The organism is Fibrella aquatilis (assembly GCF_017353255.1).
In the GTDB taxonomy this organism is placed as follows: Bacteria; Bacteroidota; Bacteroidia; order Cytophagales; family Spirosomataceae; genus Fibrella; species Fibrella aquatilis.
In genome coordinates this window covers 1-16,389 of sequence record NZ_JAFMYU010000020.1, presented here as the reverse complement: position 1 = coordinate 16,389, position 16,389 = coordinate 1, and the positions used below count along the sequence as shown (strand labels likewise).

The 16,389-nt window shown below is 53.3% G+C and carries 16 protein-coding genes; 7 read left to right on the top strand and 9 right to left on the bottom strand.

Features of this window, described 5'->3' with window-relative positions:
• Positions 1-46: 46 nt before the first annotated feature.
• Positions 47-817: a hypothetical protein gene (locus tag J2I48_RS20850; protein WP_207337439.1), complete on the bottom strand. Its 771-nt coding sequence runs from the start codon at positions 815-817 to the stop codon at positions 47-49.
• A 205-nt stretch (positions 818-1,022) separates the two neighbouring features.
• Positions 1,023-2,141, bottom strand: coding sequence for an acyl-CoA dehydrogenase family protein (locus tag J2I48_RS20845; RefSeq protein WP_229376598.1), 1,119 nt, complete (start codon positions 2,139-2,141; stop codon positions 1,023-1,025).
• Positions 2,142-2,574: 433 nt separating this feature from the next.
• On the opposite strand from J2I48_RS20845, the gene J2I48_RS20840 reads away from it, so the two are divergent.
• The gene (locus J2I48_RS20840) at positions 2,575-3,906 is read left to right on the top strand and encodes a UDP-glucose dehydrogenase family protein (protein WP_207337437.1); all 1,332 of its coding nucleotides are present in this window, start codon (positions 2,575-2,577) and stop codon (positions 3,904-3,906) included.
• Between the two features lie 9 nt (positions 3,907-3,915).
• Positions 3,916-4,896 carry a UDP-glucuronic acid decarboxylase family protein gene (locus J2I48_RS20835; RefSeq protein ID WP_207337436.1) on the top strand — a complete coding sequence of 327 codons (981 nt, stop codon included), beginning with the start codon at positions 3,916-3,918 and terminating at the stop codon, positions 4,894-4,896.
• A 315-nt stretch (positions 4,897-5,211) separates the two neighbouring features.
• On the opposite strand, the gene frr is transcribed toward J2I48_RS20835, so the two are convergent.
• From frr to dusB, 6 genes are all read right to left on the bottom strand, one after another.
• Positions 5,212-5,772, bottom strand: coding sequence for a ribosome recycling factor (frr, locus tag J2I48_RS20830; RefSeq protein WP_207337435.1), 561 nt, complete (start codon positions 5,770-5,772; stop codon positions 5,212-5,214).
• Positions 5,773-5,873: 101 nt separating this feature from the next.
• On the bottom strand, positions 5,874-6,614 hold the full coding sequence (gene pyrH, locus J2I48_RS20825) for a UMP kinase (protein WP_207337434.1): 741 nt from the start codon (positions 6,612-6,614) through the stop codon (positions 5,874-5,876).
• A gap of 365 nt (positions 6,615-6,979) precedes the next feature.
• Complete coding sequence (locus J2I48_RS20820) at positions 6,980-7,477, bottom strand: biotin/lipoyl-containing protein (protein ID WP_207337433.1); 498 nt, start codon at positions 7,475-7,477, stop codon at positions 6,980-6,982.
• A 58-nt stretch (positions 7,478-7,535) separates the two neighbouring features.
• The gene (locus J2I48_RS20815; RefSeq protein WP_207337432.1) at positions 7,536-8,660 is read right to left on the bottom strand and encodes a hypothetical protein; all 1,125 of its coding nucleotides are present in this window, start codon (positions 8,658-8,660) and stop codon (positions 7,536-7,538) included.
• Between the two features lie 79 nt (positions 8,661-8,739).
• Positions 8,740-9,666: a DMT family transporter gene (locus tag J2I48_RS20810; protein ID WP_207337431.1), complete on the bottom strand. Its 927-nt coding sequence runs from the start codon at positions 9,664-9,666 to the stop codon at positions 8,740-8,742.
• Entirely contained in the window at positions 9,663-10,652 is a 990-nt protein-coding gene (gene dusB / locus J2I48_RS20805; protein ID WP_207337430.1) for a tRNA dihydrouridine synthase DusB, read from the bottom strand. The genes J2I48_RS20810 and dusB overlap by 4 nt, the downstream gene beginning before the upstream one ends.
• A 212-nt stretch (positions 10,653-10,864) precedes the next feature.
• On the opposite strand from dusB, the gene J2I48_RS20800 reads away from it, so the two are divergent.
• The 4 genes from J2I48_RS20800 (at position 10,865) to J2I48_RS20785 (ending at position 13,746) form a co-directional block, all read left to right on the top strand.
• Entirely contained in the window at positions 10,865-11,791 is a 927-nt protein-coding gene (locus tag J2I48_RS20800; protein WP_207337429.1) for a CPBP family intramembrane glutamic endopeptidase, read from the top strand.
• On the top strand, positions 11,788-12,000 hold the full coding sequence (locus J2I48_RS20795; protein ID WP_207337428.1) for a putative signal transducing protein: 213 nt from the start codon (positions 11,788-11,790) through the stop codon (positions 11,998-12,000). The genes J2I48_RS20800 and J2I48_RS20795 overlap by 4 nt, the downstream gene beginning before the upstream one ends.
• Complete coding sequence (locus J2I48_RS20790) at positions 11,981-12,814, top strand: phosphatidate cytidylyltransferase (RefSeq protein ID WP_207337427.1); 834 nt, start codon at positions 11,981-11,983, stop codon at positions 12,812-12,814. The genes J2I48_RS20795 and J2I48_RS20790 overlap by 20 nt, the downstream gene beginning before the upstream one ends.
• 203 nt (positions 12,815-13,017) lie before the next feature.
• Positions 13,018-13,746 (top strand): carboxypeptidase-like regulatory domain-containing protein, encoded by a 729-nt coding sequence (locus J2I48_RS20785; RefSeq protein ID WP_207337426.1) that lies wholly within the window; start codon positions 13,018-13,020, stop codon positions 13,744-13,746.
• Between the two features lie 88 nt (positions 13,747-13,834).
• Here the strand turns inward: J2I48_RS20785 and J2I48_RS20780 are convergent, their stop codons facing one another.
• Positions 13,835-15,100: an MFS transporter gene (locus J2I48_RS20780; protein WP_207337425.1), complete on the bottom strand. Its 1,266-nt coding sequence runs from the start codon at positions 15,098-15,100 to the stop codon at positions 13,835-13,837.
• Between the two features lie 171 nt (positions 15,101-15,271).
• On the opposite strand from J2I48_RS20780, the gene J2I48_RS20775 reads away from it, so the two are divergent.
• Positions 15,272-16,375 (top strand): L-dopachrome tautomerase-related protein, encoded by a 1,104-nt coding sequence (locus tag J2I48_RS20775; RefSeq protein ID WP_207337424.1) that lies wholly within the window; start codon positions 15,272-15,274, stop codon positions 16,373-16,375.
• Positions 16,376-16,389: the final 14 nt, after the last annotated feature.

Below are 16,389 nucleotides of genomic sequence, written 5' to 3'. Positions count from 1 at the left end.
GATAAAGCCTATATGTAAAGATAAGGAGAAAAGACCCTTCCTCCTTTCACCGAAACACAGCCGTCAGTTTGCGCTCCAGGTCAAGCTCGAACTTTTGCAGGCCCTCGCGGGTGGGTAAGTAGGTGAGGGCGCGGTGGTGCCGGAGATCAAACGGAATATCATCGACCGACTGCGTAATGGGCACCACCAGTTTGCCCAGCGTATGGGCCACGCCGGTTTCGTAAAATACGTTGGGGTTCCGACCCGTGAAATCGGTGATGACGGCCCGGCTTGTGAAGATTAGGTCGAACACGTCTTGCATTAGAATACTGTTGTCCCAAATGTCGTCGGCGCGTTTGCAGAGGATACCCAGCCGGGCGCAGACACTACGGATAGCCATATACGTCCCCGCAAACCGAACGTCAAATGGCATCATCACGCTCAGTACGTTAGGGTCAACGGGCTTGTCAGGGATCTGAAACACGTCGGGCGCAAACCGGATCACGCGCTCAGGCTCGGTGCGTCGGTTAGTCGAGACAAAACTGCCCACAGGTGCTGCATTGGGCTGTTTTGCTTTCTTTTCAGCTACAAACTGTTCAATCATAGCCAGACGATGATCGTTGCCGTCGGTCAGTTTGGAGAGTACGTGCAGGCAGTTTCCTTCGTAGTCGTCATCGTCGAAATCGAGGCTACGCAGCAAACGGGGGTGATCTTCCACCACGTCAAGGCTATTAGTGAGGTAGGCCAGTTTAAGCCAGTCGGCCTTGGTAAAATGGTCGTGAATGTAGTCGTGCAGGGCAAAAAGGCGCTGCGTCTGCACATGGTTAAGGCGGATCATGGGGCGTTGGATTTATAATACAGTTATGATATATAGTGCAAGTATATATTTTACTTGTATTATAAATACCAACAAACGAGAAAAAGTTTTCAATCTCTAAAAAAGGCGTCTTCTGTTTGCTGTTTTTAGTCTTCTGTTGCTTCGCAAGTGTAAGCCGCACGCGGAGCAACAGAAGACTAAAAACAGCAAACAGAAGACGCCTTTTTTAAAGAAGTTGCCGCGCAATGACCAGTCGCTGAATTTCGCTGGTGCCCTCGCCAATGGTGCAGAGCTTGGCGTCGCGGTAGAATTTCTCGACCGGGAAATCTTTCAGGTAGCCATAGCCGCCCAATACCTGGATGGCATCGTTGGCCACGCGCACGGCCACTTCCGAGGCAAACAACTTGGCCATGGCCGAGGCCTTGGTCACAGGCTGATGATTGTTTTTCAATTCCGACGCGTGCTCGATCAGCAACCGGGCTGCTTCTATCTCGGTAGCCATATCAGCAATCTTGAACGAAATACCCTGGAAATTCATGATCGCCTGCCCAAACTGTTGCCGCTCTTTGGCGTAGGCCAGAGCGGCTTCGTATGCACCCATGGCAATGCCCAAACTAAGGGCGGCAATGGAAATCCGCCCCCCGTCGAGCACTTTCAGCGACTGCACAAAGCCTTCGCCCACGTTGCCAAGGCGCTGACTGTCAGGTATCAGGCAATCGTCGAAGATCATTTCGGCGGTTTCGGAGGCCCGCATGCCTAGTTTGTCTTCTTTCTTACCACCCCGGAAGCCGTCGGTGCCGCGCGCTACCACAAAAGCCGTGGCATTGCGGGGCGTATTAGGCTCGCCCGTGCGGGCAATCACCACTGCCACATCGCCCGACCGGCCGTGGGTAATAAAGTTTTTAGCCCCGTTCAGTAGCCAGCTACCGTCTGCCTGTTGCACGGCGCGGGTGCGCATATTGCCCGCGTCTGAACCGGTGTTGGGTTCGGTGAGGCCCCAGGCACCCAGGTGTTCGCCAGATGCCAGCCGGGGCAGGTACTGCTGCTTCTGTGCCTCGTTACCAAACATGAGTATGTGGTTGGTGCAGAGTGAGTTATGCGCTGCCATCGACAGGCCAATGGCCCCGTCTACTTTCGATAGTTCCACAATGGCCGCTACGTATTCGTGGTAGCCCAGGCCTGCACCGCCGTAGGTTTCGGGCACTAACATACCCATCACGCCCAGTTCACCAAGCTGCCGAAACAGGTCGGCAGGAAAGTGTTGAGCCTCGTCCCACTCGCGTACGTGGGGGGCAATAGCGCGGGCGGCAAAGTCACGCACCGTGTCGGCAATGAGCTGTGTCATGGCGGGGGCGTCGGTGGGAGAGTGAGCGTGGACTTGGTTTTGGACAATTTCAGTAGTCATTATGCGGGGCCGGTTAAGGCTTTCAGTTGATGAAGTCTATGTAATGTATATAATAAAAACGACGATAGAAAGAGGTTGTTATTGAGGAAGATAGGCAATAAATGGGCCGAAATGCCAACTAACCATCAGTCAGAATTTTATAGTTCTATCTGAATAAAATACCATAGATATAGGGCCTGTTTAGCCTGTTGACGACTGGTCTTCCAAAAAAAAGTTTGGGTTAAAGGGCCACTCAATCAGTGTCTTTGCTGCAAATGTGGGCCTCTTATGAAAAACGCCTATTTTTGTGGGCGCTGGTCCGTATACCCGAAAAGTACAAATCGGGTAATGACTAGCCCATCAGTTGCACGTCCATTTGGTATAAACCAATTATATGAAAATTGCAGTAGTAGGCACGGGGTATGTAGGGCTGGTTACCGGCACCTGCTTCGCCGAAACCGGTAACCAGGTTACCTGCGTCGATATCGACGAGCGGAAGGTTGAAAAACTCAACAACCGTATCATTCCTATCTATGAACCCGGCCTCGACGTGCTGTTCTACCGCAACGTAGAGGAAGGTCGCCTAAAGTTCACCACCAATCTGGCCGAGGGCATCAAAGGTGCCGAGGTGATCTTTCTGGCCCTGCCAACCCCTCCCGGCGAAGACGGTTCTGCCGACCTGAAGTACATTCTGGGCGTAGCCAATGACCTTGGCCCCATTCTGGAGCAGTATGCCGTCATCGTTGACAAGAGCACCGTGCCCGTAGGCACTGCCGAAAAGGTACACGCTGGGATTGTGAAAAACGCCAAGGTGGATTTCGACGTGGTGTCGAACCCTGAATTCCTGCGTGAAGGCGTGGCCGTGGAAGATTTTATGAAGCCCGACCGCGTGGTGATTGGCACCAAATCAGATAAGGCCAAGGCCGTGATGAACCGGCTCTATGCACCGCTGGTACGGCAGGGGAACCCCGTTATTTTCATGGACGAGCGGTCGGCCGAAATGACCAAATATGCTGCCAACGCTTTTCTGGCGACTAAAATCACGTTTATGAACGAGATCGCCAACCTCTGCGAAAAGGTAGGTGCCAACGTCGATGACATCCGTAAGGGTATTGGCACAGACAGCCGCATTGGTAAGCGGTTTCTGTTTGCGGGCATTGGCTACGGCGGCAGCTGTTTCCCTAAAGACGTACAGGCCCTGGCCCGCACCGCGCAGGATTACGACTACGATTTCAAGGTGTTGCAGTCGGTGATGGACGTGAACTACGCCCAGAAAAAGCGGCTGTTGCCCATGATTACCAACCACTTTGGCGGCGATCTGAAAGGCAAGACCATTGCCGTATGGGGCCTGGCGTTCAAACCCTATACCGATGACATTCGCGAAGCGCCAGCCCTCGACAACATTCGTGATCTGCTGGCGGCAGGTGCCAAAGTGACGGCCTACGATCCCGAAGCGATGGATAACGTACGGCAAATTCTGGGCAACCAGGTCACCTTCGCCCACACGTCCTACGCCGCCCTTGACGATGCCGACGCGCTGGTGATCATGACCGAATGGCCGATGTTCCGTACGCCTGAGTTCGAGAAGATGAACCTGCTGTTGAAAAACAAAGTCATTTTCGATGGTCGTAACGTATATGAACTAGATCAAATGCGCGAACTGGGCTATACGTATTATTCAATTGGTAGAGAAGTAATCAACGCTACTGTCGAACAACAAGCCTAACTGACTACTATGAAAAGAGTCTTGATTACAGGTGGCGCGGGCTTCCTTGGTTCACACTTGTGCGACCGGTTTATTAAAGAAGGCTATCACGTCATTGCGATGGATAACCTTATCACGGGTGATCTGCGGAACATTGAGCACCTCTTTAAGCTGCCCAATTTCGAGTTTTATCACCATGACGTTTCCAAGTTCATCCACGTACCGGGCGAACTGGATTACATCCTGCACTTCGCCTCACCAGCCAGCCCGATTGACTACCTCAAGATTCCGATTCAGACGCTGAAAGTGGGTTCGTTGGGTATTCACAACTGCCTGGGCCTGGCGCGGGTAAAAAATGCGCGGGTGCTGATCGCCTCAACGTCGGAGGTATACGGTGATCCCAACGTACACCCTCAGCCCGAAGAGTACTGGGGCAACGTAAACCCGGTGGGTCCGCGCGGTGTGTATGACGAAGCCAAGCGCTTTCAGGAAGCCATCACCATGGCTTACCACACCTACCACGGCCTGGAAACGCGCATTGTCCGTATTTTTAACACCTATGGCCCCCGCATGCGCCTCAACGACGGTCGGGTGTTGCCCGCGTTTATTGGGCAGGCTCTGCGCGGCGAAGACCTCACCGTCTTTGGCGATGGCTCACAAACGCGCTCGTTCTGTTACGTAGACGACCTTGTAGAAGGCATATACCGCCTGCTCCTGAGCGACTACGCCCAGCCGGTAAACATTGGTAACCCGGTGGAAATCACGATCAAGCAATTTGGCGAAGAGATCATTAAGCTCACTGGCACATCGCAGAAGCTGATTCTCAAACCCCTGCCCGTTGATGATCCCAAGCAGCGCCAGCCCGACATTACCAAAGCGAAAGCTATTCTGGGCTGGGAGCCAAAAGTAAGCCGCGAAGAGGGCCTGAAGATCACCTACGATTACTTCAAAAGCCTGCCCGAAGAAGAACTATATGCAGCGGCTTATAACCGTGAATTCAGCAAGAAATAGGTATTGTTACCACAGTACCTATCTTTGAATCGGGATAGGTACATAGTACCCGTTCCCTTAGCTGTCTTTAGAAAACCTGCAAGCCTCTCGTTTGCAGGTTTTTTGTTCAGCCGAAGCAGTCCGGCGTTTCGGTTAATGAATAACTGCTGTAACTGAAACGGGCGGCTAGCCTAGTGGCATTGATGATTCTTTGAACTGAGCAATAACTTAATTATTCAGTTCAGTAATGCGCTGGCCATAAATCACATTAAACAGCAACGAAAAAAGGCCATTCCTGCGCAGGAATGGCCTTTTTTCGTTGCCAATGAATCGGTTCTACACCGTCAGGATATCGCGTTCTTTAGTGGTGTAGGTGTCATCTACTTTGCCAATAAATGCGTCAGTCAGTTTCTGTACGCGCTCTTCGCCCATTTTTACAGCATCTTCAGATACGCCTTCTTTAGTTAGCTTCCGAATCGAATCGTTGGTGTCTTTGCGGATGTTGCGGACGTTCACTTTAGCTACTTCCACCTCCTGTTTTACCCGTTTCAGCAGCTCGCGGCGGCGCTCTTCGGTCAGGGGCGGCACACTGAGGCGAATCACTTCACCGTCGTTGTTGGGTGCCAGGCCAACGTTGCTGTTACGGATGGCTTTTTCAATCTCGCCAATGAGCTTCCGCTCGAAGGGCTTGATCACCAGCGTACGGGCGTCGGGTGTAGTGATGGAGGCCACGTTGGTCAGCGGCGACAGTGATCCGTAGTATTCGACCTGAATACCGCCGAGCATTTCGGCAGAGGCTTTGCCCGCCCGGATTTTGGTCAATTCGATGGCGAGGTGCTTCAATGCCTTCTCCATCGTGTCTCTGGCATCATCGAGATATAATTCGATCTCTTCCATTTGTCATAGAAGTCGTAAGTCTGAGAGTCGTAAGTCGTAAGTCGGCTTGCGCACGATTAGTGCTGACGCGTCAGCCGACTTACGACTTACGACTCTCAGACTTACGACTGATTTTCTGGTAAATCAACGGTTATTAAAGTACCCACGTCTTCGCCTTGCGCGAGGCGGAGGAGGCTGCCTTGCTCGTTCATGTTGAAGACAATGATGGGCAGGTTATTTTCCTGGCAAAGTGTAAAGGCCGTGAGGTCCATCACGCTCAGTTTCTTTTCATACACGTCCTGAAACGTGATGTGGGTGTAGCGAGTGGCCGTTTTGTCTTTCATGGGGTCGGCGGTGTAGACGCCATCCACTTTGGTACCTTTCAGCACCACATCGGCCTCGATCTCGTTGGCGCGGAGGGCGGCGGTGCTGTCGGTGGTGAAATAGGGGTTGCCCGTTCCGGCGGCGAAGATGACCACGCGGTCTTTTTCGAGGTGTCGGATGGCCCGCCGCCGCACATACGGTTCGCAGATCTGCTCCATCTTGATGGCCGACATCACGCGGGTGTACATGCCCTGTTTTTCAAACGCGCTTTGTAGCGCCATGGCGTTGATGACCGTGGCCAGCATACCCATGTAATCGCCCTGCACCCGGTCGATACCCGACCGTTCGCCCGATACTCCCCGGAAAATATTGCCTCCACCAATCACCACGGCCACTTCAACGCCCATATCGAGCACTTGTTTGATCTCTTTGGCGTACTGCTCCAGAATAGCGGGGTCTATGTTATAGCCACTGGGGCCAGCTAGGGCCTCGCCGCTGAGCTTAAGCAGAATCCGTTTGTATTTGGGTGGTTGAGTCATGAAGAGGTGCCTTTTTTGCGGGGGCAAATATAGGGAGAAAAGGAGGAAAGGGAGAAAGGAGGAACGGGGCAGCTAGCTATTGTGTGCAGCGCTGGCTACCTAAGTAGGATACCGCTTACTTACTTTTACTAGTCAAAAAGGATTGGATAAAAAACAAACAAGTTGATGAGTAAAGTGATCAGAACTTAAGCGCAATACGATGACGCGCTGGAACGTGTCTACGCACTGATGCACGAGCACCCAGTCATTGACTCGCCCGCAGGTAATGAGCTTAATCTGCTCGTCACTCTTATCGAAGCCTATGAAGCTGTCAACTACTCTATAAGTAATTCTGATTCAACAATTTATGCAGAAGATAGGAATAGCTAAAACTCGATCAGCACCTGTCCTTTTTCGACGCGGTCGCCTTTCTGGATTTTGATGGCCTTTACGGTGCCGTCGCCGGGGGCTTTAATAGCGTTTTCCATTTTCATGGCCTCCAGAATCAGCACGATATCGCCCTTGGCCACTACGTCGCCGGGTTGGATGCTGATGCCTACAATAAGGCCGGGCATGGGCGCTTTAATGTTGTTGACTTTGCCCACAGCGGCATTACTCATGCCCATTTTCTCCAGCAGCAGATCGAACCGGTCCTTCACCTGCACCTCCTGAATATGCCCGTTGATCTTTAACCGAACCGTTTTCGTTGCGGCTTCTACCGACAGTACTTCCACAGAAAAGGACCGGTCGTTTTTCAGAATATGAAACTGACTATGAGCGAGTTTCGACAAATCCCAGGCGTAGGGCTGTTCGTTGAGGGTAATGCCCGCAGGCGTAATCTCGATGCTGACAGGTGGTGCGGCGTTGACGGAGGCTTGGTACATAAGGAGAGTTTAAAGTGTAAGGTCTAATGTTTAAAATCTCGTTGCAAAGACCTGAACATTAGTTCTTTTTCGGTGTCAGAAAGGTACGAGCCGGTTTGGTAAATATGCCCGATAGCGTCGATACATACACCGTATTACGGAATTGGGCGATGGAAGTGATCTGATTTCCTTCCAGGCCATTCCTATCCAGCTCAGTCGTTGTTAAGTTGTTGGGCGTCAGTCTTAGTAAAAATAATTGTGAACCGTATATCGCAATCAAGTCTTTTCCAACCTGCTTATATAGTAGCCTACTGTAAGTAGCAGGCAATTCATCGCCAATTACCACCCATGTATTGCCTTGGTTGGTTGAGGTAGCTAATTGGTATTTGAAGTTGTTGTAACTGCTTGGGCTTACAACACCATGAAGAACCCCATTATAGATGAAGAGTTTAGCCATTGTTGATTGGCTCGACTGCCGATATGCACCATCGGGCGTTACCAAATAAGTACCCTCATTCGTAGACACAATGAAATTGTCGCCAGCTGAACACAAGTTTACGGCATAAATGTAAGTGCTGTTGGGTATGTTGATCAGGCGTATTTTGTTAACTCGGATGGCTTTCTCCGGCAGCGCGGAGACGTTCAACGACAAGATGGCTAATGATAAGTTGCTACTGGGCAATGAGCCATCAGGCAACCGGCTACGCCGATATGGGATGAGTAGTTGATTCCGCTGGTTTACGACTGCCGACTCACCCAGGTAGAAGTTGGGCGAGGCGTATTCAGTGAACCCACTATCAATTGATGTCAGTGGTATATAGCACTTGGTGTAATCACCAACGGGGTCGGTAGTCGGCGAGATGATAACGGCCCTCTGCGTCAAATTCGCCATAAAGGCGGAGGTAAGTATGGGGCGAACGTTGAGGCCGCCCAAATTTTGTGCTACCCCGCCATAATTGACGAATGATGTGTCGGTAATGGGGTTCTCAGCACCCGGAGCCATAGCAATGGTAGTGGTGCCTGCCAGCATAATTCGGTTGGAGTCGGCAAAGCTGTTCAACTGTATCTTCCAGGAATACAGGAAGTTGGGATGGGTCTGCCAACTCGCTCCCAGATCAGGCGTGGGTTCGTCAGGAGCGGGTTGTTTGCAGGCATTAAGCAACAGGCTGCCCAGCAGCAAGTAGACGTAGCGTTGTTGAAACATAACGAATGGTGAGTTCGGAACTGACCCCAAGTTATTATTATTTCACTGACCGCTTACATCTATTCGGTAAAGAACTCATTTACTTCTGCCTGTTCACCAGATAGATACCCAGCAAACTAATACTGAGGCCGAGGTATTGCTGGGGGTAGATGGTTTCGCCGTCGAACAGGCCCCAGACAACGGCCACCACGGGGATGAGGTACGTGACCGACGCTGCAAACACGCCCGACGAGAGTTGCACCACCCGGATAAATAATACCGACGTGATGCCTGATGCCAGGATGCCCAAAAACAAAATGGCTCCCAGCGGCTCCCACACGCCCGGCTGCGTGGCGCGGCTAATGAAGTCGGTGGAGAGCAGGAAGATACCGGCAATAGGACCCACGAAGGCGAACGTCCAGGGTGTGGCAACCAGCGCGGGGAGGTGAGCCAGGTACTTGGCAATCACATTAGTATTAGCCCCGTACATAAGCGTGGCCAGCACCACCAGCAGGGCATAACCGTTGATGGCGAACGAGCCGGTAGCACTGAAAAAGACCAGAATCAGCGACCCCACAAAGCCCAGCAGAATGCCCCATACCTGATTAGATTTGAACCGTTGCGCAAACACCAGCGTGCCCACCAGCAGGACAAACAGCGGGCTAAGCGAGTTTAATGTACCTGATAGTGAGCTATTTAAGTGAGCGCCTGCTTCAGCAAACAAAAACGCGGGCAGCAAAAACCCTAGCGTACCTGACCCCAGCAGGGCCAGCCACCGATGCCGCAACGCCTGCCGCACCTCGACCTGCCGGATTTGCACAAGCATGAAGGGCACGAAAAACAGGAACGCAAAGAAAATCCGACCCGACGCTACCTGCTGCACGGTAAATGCCCCCAGCGCTTTCTTCATCATAATAAACGAACTACCCCATACCAGGGCCATGCACGTCAGCAGCACCCAGGCCAGCAGAGGGCGCTTTTGGGGAACAACAACGGGTTCAACGGGGAGGGTAGTGGTGTTTGTCATGCTATTAGCTCCTCATAAAACCCACTCACTTCGTCCAAAATCAGGAGCAACTCATCAAGCGAGTCAGCAACCACAAAGCGCATACGGAAGGGTTTGAAATCGGGGAGGCCTTTAAAGTAGTTGGCGTAGTGGCGGCGCATTTCCACAATGCCCGTCCGCTCGCCTTTCCAGCGAATCGAGAAATCGAGGTGTTTGCGGCAGGCGTCTACGCGGTCCTGCACGGTGGGGGCGGGGCGGTGGGTGCCGGTGGCCAGGAAATGCTTGATCTCATTGAAAATCCAGGGGTAGCCAATGCTGGCGCGGCCAATCATGATGCCATCTACGCCGTAGCGGTCGCGGTATTCCAGCGCCTTTTCAGGCGAGTCGATGTCGCCGTTGCCGAAGATGGGGATGGTGATGCGCGGGTTTTCCTTAAGCCGACCAATCAGCGTCCAGTCGGCCTCGCCCTTGTACATCTGCACACGGGTACGACCGTGTACGGTAAGTGCCTGAATACCAATATCCTGTAAGCGTTCGGCCACATCCAGAATATTCTTGGTGCTGTCGTCCCAACCGAGGCGGGTTTTCACCGTCACGGGCAGGTGCGTATTGTCGATAACGGCTTTGGTCATGCGCACCATCTTCGGGATGTCCTGCAACAAAGCCGCCCCCGCCCCGCGACAGGCCACCTGTTTCACGGGACAGCCGTAATTGATATCAATCAGATCGGGATGGGCACCGGTCGAAATGCGGGCGCATTCGCCCATGGTCTCTACGTCGGAACCAAAAAGCTGAATGCCGATGGGGCGTTCGTAGTCAAAAATGTCGAGCTTCTGCACGCTCTTAGCGGCATCGCGGATGAGGCCTTCCGACGAGATGAATTCGGTATACATCAGGTCGGCCCCGTTTTCTTTACAAACGGCACGAAACGGCGGGTCGCTGACGTCCTCCATGGGGGCCAGCAGCAGCGGAAAATCGCCTAATTCGATGGGTCCTATTTTAGCCATGTACGTTGGGATTTACGATGTACGAGGTACGAATTACGATTTTTGCTTACGCCGGAGCAATGGTACGCTGGCGTAAGCAAAAATCGTAATTCGTACCTCGTACATCGTACATCCCAACGTCTTTCCCGGCAGATTAGTTTTTGTACGATTCGTAGGTAGAATGGCCTTTTTGGTTCGCCATGTCGGATTCAGGCTGTAAATTTACCGGATATATGCCCGAAACGAATACGCCCTACATCATTACGCCTGAGCCGCAACCGCTGCGGTCGATGCTACTGTTTTTCGGCATCGTCATGCTGGGTATGACCCTCGGCGGGTTGTTGGTGCTGGTCGTTGTTAGCCTAGGCTCATCGGTAAAAGGGCAGGGCTTTTCGGTAAACGAGCTGCTGGTAAACCCTGCCAGCGTACCCAACGGCTGGTGGTGGCTCATGGGCGTACAGGCCGTATCGCATGTTTGCTCGTTTCTGCTGCCCTCTCTGCTCTACTGGCAATGGGTTGATCGCCGCACCCTGGCCGATTTCAACTTTCGCAACCGGGTGTTGGGCTGGTGGCTGGTGGTGCCCATTGTGTTGTCTTTCGGTCTCTTCAACGGCTACGTCATCGAGTGGAATCAGCACATGCACCTGCCCGACACCCTGGCCCCGCTGGAACGCTGGATGCGCCAGAAGGAAGACGACGTGGCCAAGCTGACGCAGTTTCTGACCACTATTTCGGGCGTGCCGCAACTGCTGATGGCCCTACTGGTGGTGGCTATATTGCCCGGCATTGGCGAAGAGGTGCTGTTTCGGGGGGTGCTGCAACGCAAGTTTATTGCCTGGTCGGGCGGAAACGTGCACGTGGGCATCTGGCTGGCGGCGGCATTGTTTAGTGCCATTCACCTCCAGTTCTATGGTTTTGTGCCCCGGATGCTGCTGGGTGGGCTGTTTGGCTACCTCTACGTCTGGACAGGCAACCTCTGGATACCCATACTGGCCCACTTTGTCAACAATGGGCTGGCGGTGGTGGTGATGGCGTTGAACAAACAGAAAATGACCACCATAGACCTCGAAGCCAACGATATAGTGCCCCTGCCCGTGGCTTTACTGGCGGCCGCTCTCAGTGTAGTATTGGCCCTCCGGCTTAAACGATTGAACGAATGACTTCCGACTGGGAAAAGATTTTGACTACCCGTTTGCCTCATCAGGCCGAACTGGCGAAAGCCAAACTGGCCGAACAGGATATCAACGCCGTAGTGATTAATAAACAGAGCAGCGCTTACCCCGTTTTCGGGAATCATGAGGTGTATGTTCCCACCAAAGACGCGATATTGGCGCGGATAATTCTTGATAATGAGACAACAGCTAGCTAACATGTCGAACCTTCAGCAGCGCGTTATCGCGGCTGTGTTTGGTGTGGCCGTCATCCTGTTCTGCATTTCTTACAGCGTCTGGACGTTTGCGCTGTTGTTTCTGGTTATCAGCGCCTTAGCACAGATTGAGTTCTACCGGCTGTTAGGCCTCGACGGCAACCAGCCACTCACATATTATGGCGCGGTGGTAGGTTGCCTTATTAGCGTACTCACATTTTTGGTCGAGATGGGGTTTGTGCATGAGTCGGCGTATTACCTCATTAGCCCGGCCTCGTCGATGATCTTTTTGATTAAGCTCTACAAGAAAAAAGACATGAAGCCCTTTACCAATATTGGCTTCACGTTTCTGGGCATCATCTACGTGGGGGTGCCGTTTGCGCTGCTCAACGTGCTGGCCCTGCGCACGGGGGTCTACCAGCCCCGCGTGGTGCTTGGGTGCCTGTTTCTGCTTTGGGCCAGCGACATTGGGGCCTATTTTGCCGGTACCAAGTTTGGTAAGCGCAAGCTGTTCGAGCGGGTGTCGCCCAAAAAATCGTGGGAAGGTAGTATTGGTGGGACCATTGCTGCCGGGCTGGTAGCCCTGGGGCTGACGTTCTATGCGCCCGACCTGCCGCCCTGGCAGTGGTATTGCATTGGGGGTATCATTGTGGTCACGGGCACCTACGGCGACCTGGTCGAGTCGCTGTTTAAGCGGAGCATTGCTATCAAAGATTCAGGCACGAGCATCCCCGGCCACGGCGGCTTCCTCGATCGTTTCGACGGCCTGCTCCTGGCCGCCCCCTTCATTCTGACGTTTTTGAAGTTGTTTGCATAATGTATAAAGAGTGAAAGACTGAATGAGTGAAAGAGCGAACACCAAAGCAAGCGATCTTTCACTCATTCGGTCTTTCACTCTTTATACTTCCTCCTTAACATTCGTTAAAAAGCGGTTTAATTGCCTCGCTGCAACCGCCCATGCGTTTACTTTGTTACTTTAACTAGCAACGCCTGGCCTGAAAACCGGGTCTTGCGACTGGCATGAAACAACTGATTCGACAATATGGTGTACTGTTACTGGTGGTGCTGGGCTTGCTGAGCCTCGCCACCGATGGGCAGGCGCAGGGCCAAGAGCGGCAGGTGACCTTCACGGGTATCATCACCGGTGGCAAAAACAACGAGCCGCTGCCACTGGCCCGCATCTTCATTCCCCGGGCGGGCAAGGGGGTGCTGTCGGCCATGAATGGCTATTTTGCCCTGCCCGTTTTCCCCGGCGACAGCATTATTTTTAGCTACGTGGGCTACAAAACGCAGTACCACATCATTCCCCGCCGCCTCAACGAGATTACCTATTCGGCGGTGGTGGCCTTGCAGGAGGACGTCAAACTATTGTCTGAAGTGAAAGTGTACCCCTACCCAACGGAGGAGCTTTTCAAACGGGCGCTGGTTGATATGAAACTGCCCGACGAGAAAGAGCGCGAAGCCCTCGCCCGCAATATGGACCCCGCCGCCATGCTCCGTGCCTCCTACGCCACACCGATGGGGGCTCTTTCGAACCATCAGTATTTTATGAATCAGCAGTTTCTGGGTCGTGAATCTTTTGCCAATCGGGGTAGTGTGACCAACATTCCATTCCTAAACCCCTTTGCCTGGGCTAACTTCATCAAGTCGGTGAAGCGCGGCGATTTCAAAGCCAAAGAATACCGGCAGGGCAACAACAGCGCCCCCCCCGAAAACATCCGCCGTGACCAGGTGCTGAGCAATCAGTAGGCAGGGAATGTACAATGAATAATGCACAATGACCAATGGCTTCGCGCTGGAATATCCGGGCGCGAAGCCATGGGTCATTGTGCATTATTCATTGTACACTCCCTGCCCCTTCACTGTAATCCAACTCCTTCCCATACGTCTCGCCAAGGGCACTTAATGACCAGGCGGCCAGGGTGAAGCAGAGGAGAGCTACGGTGGCCCCGGCACCTAACACGCCAAGGGCGGGTACATTCTTGAGTGATTGAAACAGCGGGATGGTGAGCAACGTGGTGGCGCGCACGTTGTTAGCAACGGAGGTGGTGGCCGTGGCGCGGAGGTTGGTGCCGAAGCTCTCGGCGGTCACGGTCAGGAACATAGCGATGTAACCGATACCAAAACCCATGCAGCCGCAGACGATATAAAAGGTTGTAGCTGAGTCGATTAACCCTGACAAGAATAAGGCTACAAATAAGGCCGTAAACGCCAGCATCCAACCGATGGCCCCCCGCCGTGACCGTAGCCATTGGCTGAACAAGCCGCTGAAGAGGTCGCCCGCAGCCGTGCCGATATAGGTGTACATCACGCATTTGCCGGGCAAAATGGCTTCCTGAATACCCATTGCTTTGCCAAATTCATTACCAAATGTGGCCAGCAAACCGATCACGAAATAGGTGGGCAAGGCAATGCCCATGCAGCGGAGGTAGCGCAGAAACCGGTCGCTGTTGGTGAAAAACGCACCGAAATTGCCCCGCCGCACGGTCGTTTCGCGCAGTTGCTTGTACATCCCCGACTCCAGTACGCCAATGCGCAGCAAGAGCAGGGCCAGCCCCAGCCCGCCGCCAATGAAGTAGGTTAGCCGCCAATTGCCGCTGGTGTTGACAGTCAGAAAAGCCGCCACGGCCCCCAGCAGCCCCACGCTAGCCACTACGCTGGTACCGTAGCCGCGCAGGTGTTTGGGTAGCACTTCGCTCACCAGCGTAATGCCCGCGCCTAGCTCACCCGCCAGGCCCAGCCCGGCCACAAACCGCAGCCAGGCATAGGCATCTGCCGACCCCACAAAACCACAGGCAATGTTGGCTAGTGAATAGGTGATGATAGACCCGAATAGCACCGACAGCCGCCCCTTCTTGTCGCCCAGGATGCCCCACAGGATGCCGCCCAGGAGCAGCCCCGCCTGCTGGAAATTCAAAATTCGCCCACCCACCAGCGACACGGCTTTTTCGTCTAGCCCCAGTTCGGTGAGGCTGGGTACGCGCACGATGTTGAAAATCAGCAGGTCGTACACGTCTACAAAATAGCCCAGCGCTGCCACAAGCACGGGTAAACTAAGTACGGTTCGCCAGTCGGGCCGGGCGGGTGTAGGGTAAGGGAGCATAAGGATGTACGATGTACGATATACGATTTGTTGCTGACGCCGGTCCGCCGGTGCAGTCAGCTTTTACTTTGGCGTAAGCAAAAATCGTAATTCGTAACTCGTACATCGTACATCCTTTTCCTAAACCTTCACACAAAACAGTCCGTTTCAAGTCTAAACAACACAACGGATATGAAAAGATGGTTTTTACAGGCTGGGTTGGCCTTCTCGCTGACAACCGCCTCAATGCAACTCACGCAGGCGCAGGCCAAACTCGAACCTATTTTTAAAGACGATACCTATCAGCTTACCGGCGTGGCCGTGTCGAAAACGGGGCGGATGTTCGTCAACTATCCCTACTGGTCAGACACTTATAAATACGCCCTGGTAGAGGTGATGAAAGACGGCACCACCAAGCCTTACCCCGATGCGGCCTGGAATAGCTGGAAACCCGGTCAGGACCCTACCAACCGCTGGGTATGTGTGCAGTCAGAATTTGTGGACGATAAAGACCGCCTCTGGGTGATTGATCCGGCTAGCCCCAAGCAGCAGGGCGTTTTCCGCGATGCCCACAAGCTGGTTTGCTTCGATCTGACTACCAACAAGGTCATCAAACAGTATTCGTTTAAAAACATCGTTGGCCCCGACAGCTACCTCAACGACATCCGGGTAGACACCGGGCGTGAGGTGGTGTATTTGACCGAATCGAAAAACGGGGGTATCGCCGTGGTCGATATCAAAAGCGGCAAGATCACGATGAAACTACAGGGGCACCCGTCCGTAAAGGCCGACCCAACGTTTAAATTCACCATCGACGGGCGACTGCTGGAAGATGCCACCGGCCCCGTGGTGTTTAACTCCGACGGCCTGGCCCTCACCCCCGACGGTAACATGCTCTACTACAAGCCGTTGTCTGACAACAAGCTTTACCGCGTACCCACCGCCGCCCTCCGAGACCCCAACATGAGCGACGCCGACGTGAAGGCCAAAGTAGAAGACCTGGGCAAATACACCACCACCGACGGTATGATCATCGACCCCGACGGCAACCTCTACATAGGTGATATTCAGGGTTATGCGCTCTACAGCCTGGCCACCAACGGCAACCCCGCCGCCCCCCTGAAACGTACTGACATCCTGACCGACAAGGTGCAGCTACAATGGCCCGACAGCTACGCTTTCCACGATGGCTACCTCTACGTGACCACCTCGCAGATTGACCACATGGCCAAAAACAACAAGGGCAAATCGACCCGCAAACGGCCGTATGAGGTGCTTAGGGTGAAGGTGAATTAGTCTAAAGTTTAACG

What these genes read in the sequence shown, in the direction of transcription:
- J2I48_RS20850 (WP_207337439.1), bottom strand. Translation starts at nt 817, where the DNA reads ATGATCCGCCTTAACCATGTGCAGACGCAGCGCCTTTTTGCCCTGCAC.
- J2I48_RS20845 (WP_229376598.1), bottom strand. Translation starts at nt 2,141, where the DNA reads ATGACACAGCTCATTGCCGACACGGTGCGTGACTTTGCCGCCCGCGCT.
- J2I48_RS20840 (WP_207337437.1), top strand. Translation starts at nt 2,575, where the DNA reads ATGAAAATTGCAGTAGTAGGCACGGGGTATGTAGGGCTGGTTACCGGC.
- J2I48_RS20835 (WP_207337436.1), top strand. Translation starts at nt 3,916, where the DNA reads ATGAAAAGAGTCTTGATTACAGGTGGCGCGGGCTTCCTTGGTTCACAC.
- frr (WP_207337435.1), bottom strand. Translation starts at nt 5,772, where the DNA reads ATGGAAGAGATCGAATTATATCTCGATGATGCCAGAGACACGATGGAG.
- pyrH (WP_207337434.1), bottom strand. Translation starts at nt 6,614, where the DNA reads ATGACTCAACCACCCAAATACAAACGGATTCTGCTTAAGCTCAGCGGC.
- J2I48_RS20820 (WP_207337433.1), bottom strand. Translation starts at nt 7,477, where the DNA reads ATGTACCAAGCCTCCGTCAACGCCGCACCACCTGTCAGCATCGAGATT.
- J2I48_RS20815 (WP_207337432.1), bottom strand. Translation starts at nt 8,660, where the DNA reads ATGTTTCAACAACGCTACGTCTACTTGCTGCTGGGCAGCCTGTTGCTT.
- J2I48_RS20810 (WP_207337431.1), bottom strand. Translation starts at nt 9,666, where the DNA reads ATGACAAACACCACTACCCTCCCCGTTGAACCCGTTGTTGTTCCCCAA.
- dusB (WP_207337430.1), bottom strand. Translation starts at nt 10,652, where the DNA reads ATGGCTAAAATAGGACCCATCGAATTAGGCGATTTTCCGCTGCTGCTG.
- J2I48_RS20800 (WP_207337429.1), top strand. Translation starts at nt 10,865, where the DNA reads ATGCCCGAAACGAATACGCCCTACATCATTACGCCTGAGCCGCAACCG.
- J2I48_RS20795 (WP_207337428.1), top strand. Translation starts at nt 11,788, where the DNA reads ATGACTTCCGACTGGGAAAAGATTTTGACTACCCGTTTGCCTCATCAG.
- J2I48_RS20790 (WP_207337427.1), top strand. Translation starts at nt 11,981, where the DNA reads ATGAGACAACAGCTAGCTAACATGTCGAACCTTCAGCAGCGCGTTATC.
- J2I48_RS20785 (WP_207337426.1), top strand. Translation starts at nt 13,018, where the DNA reads ATGAAACAACTGATTCGACAATATGGTGTACTGTTACTGGTGGTGCTG.
- J2I48_RS20780 (WP_207337425.1), bottom strand. Translation starts at nt 15,100, where the DNA reads ATGCTCCCTTACCCTACACCCGCCCGGCCCGACTGGCGAACCGTACTT.
- J2I48_RS20775 (WP_207337424.1), top strand. Translation starts at nt 15,272, where the DNA reads ATGAAAAGATGGTTTTTACAGGCTGGGTTGGCCTTCTCGCTGACAACC.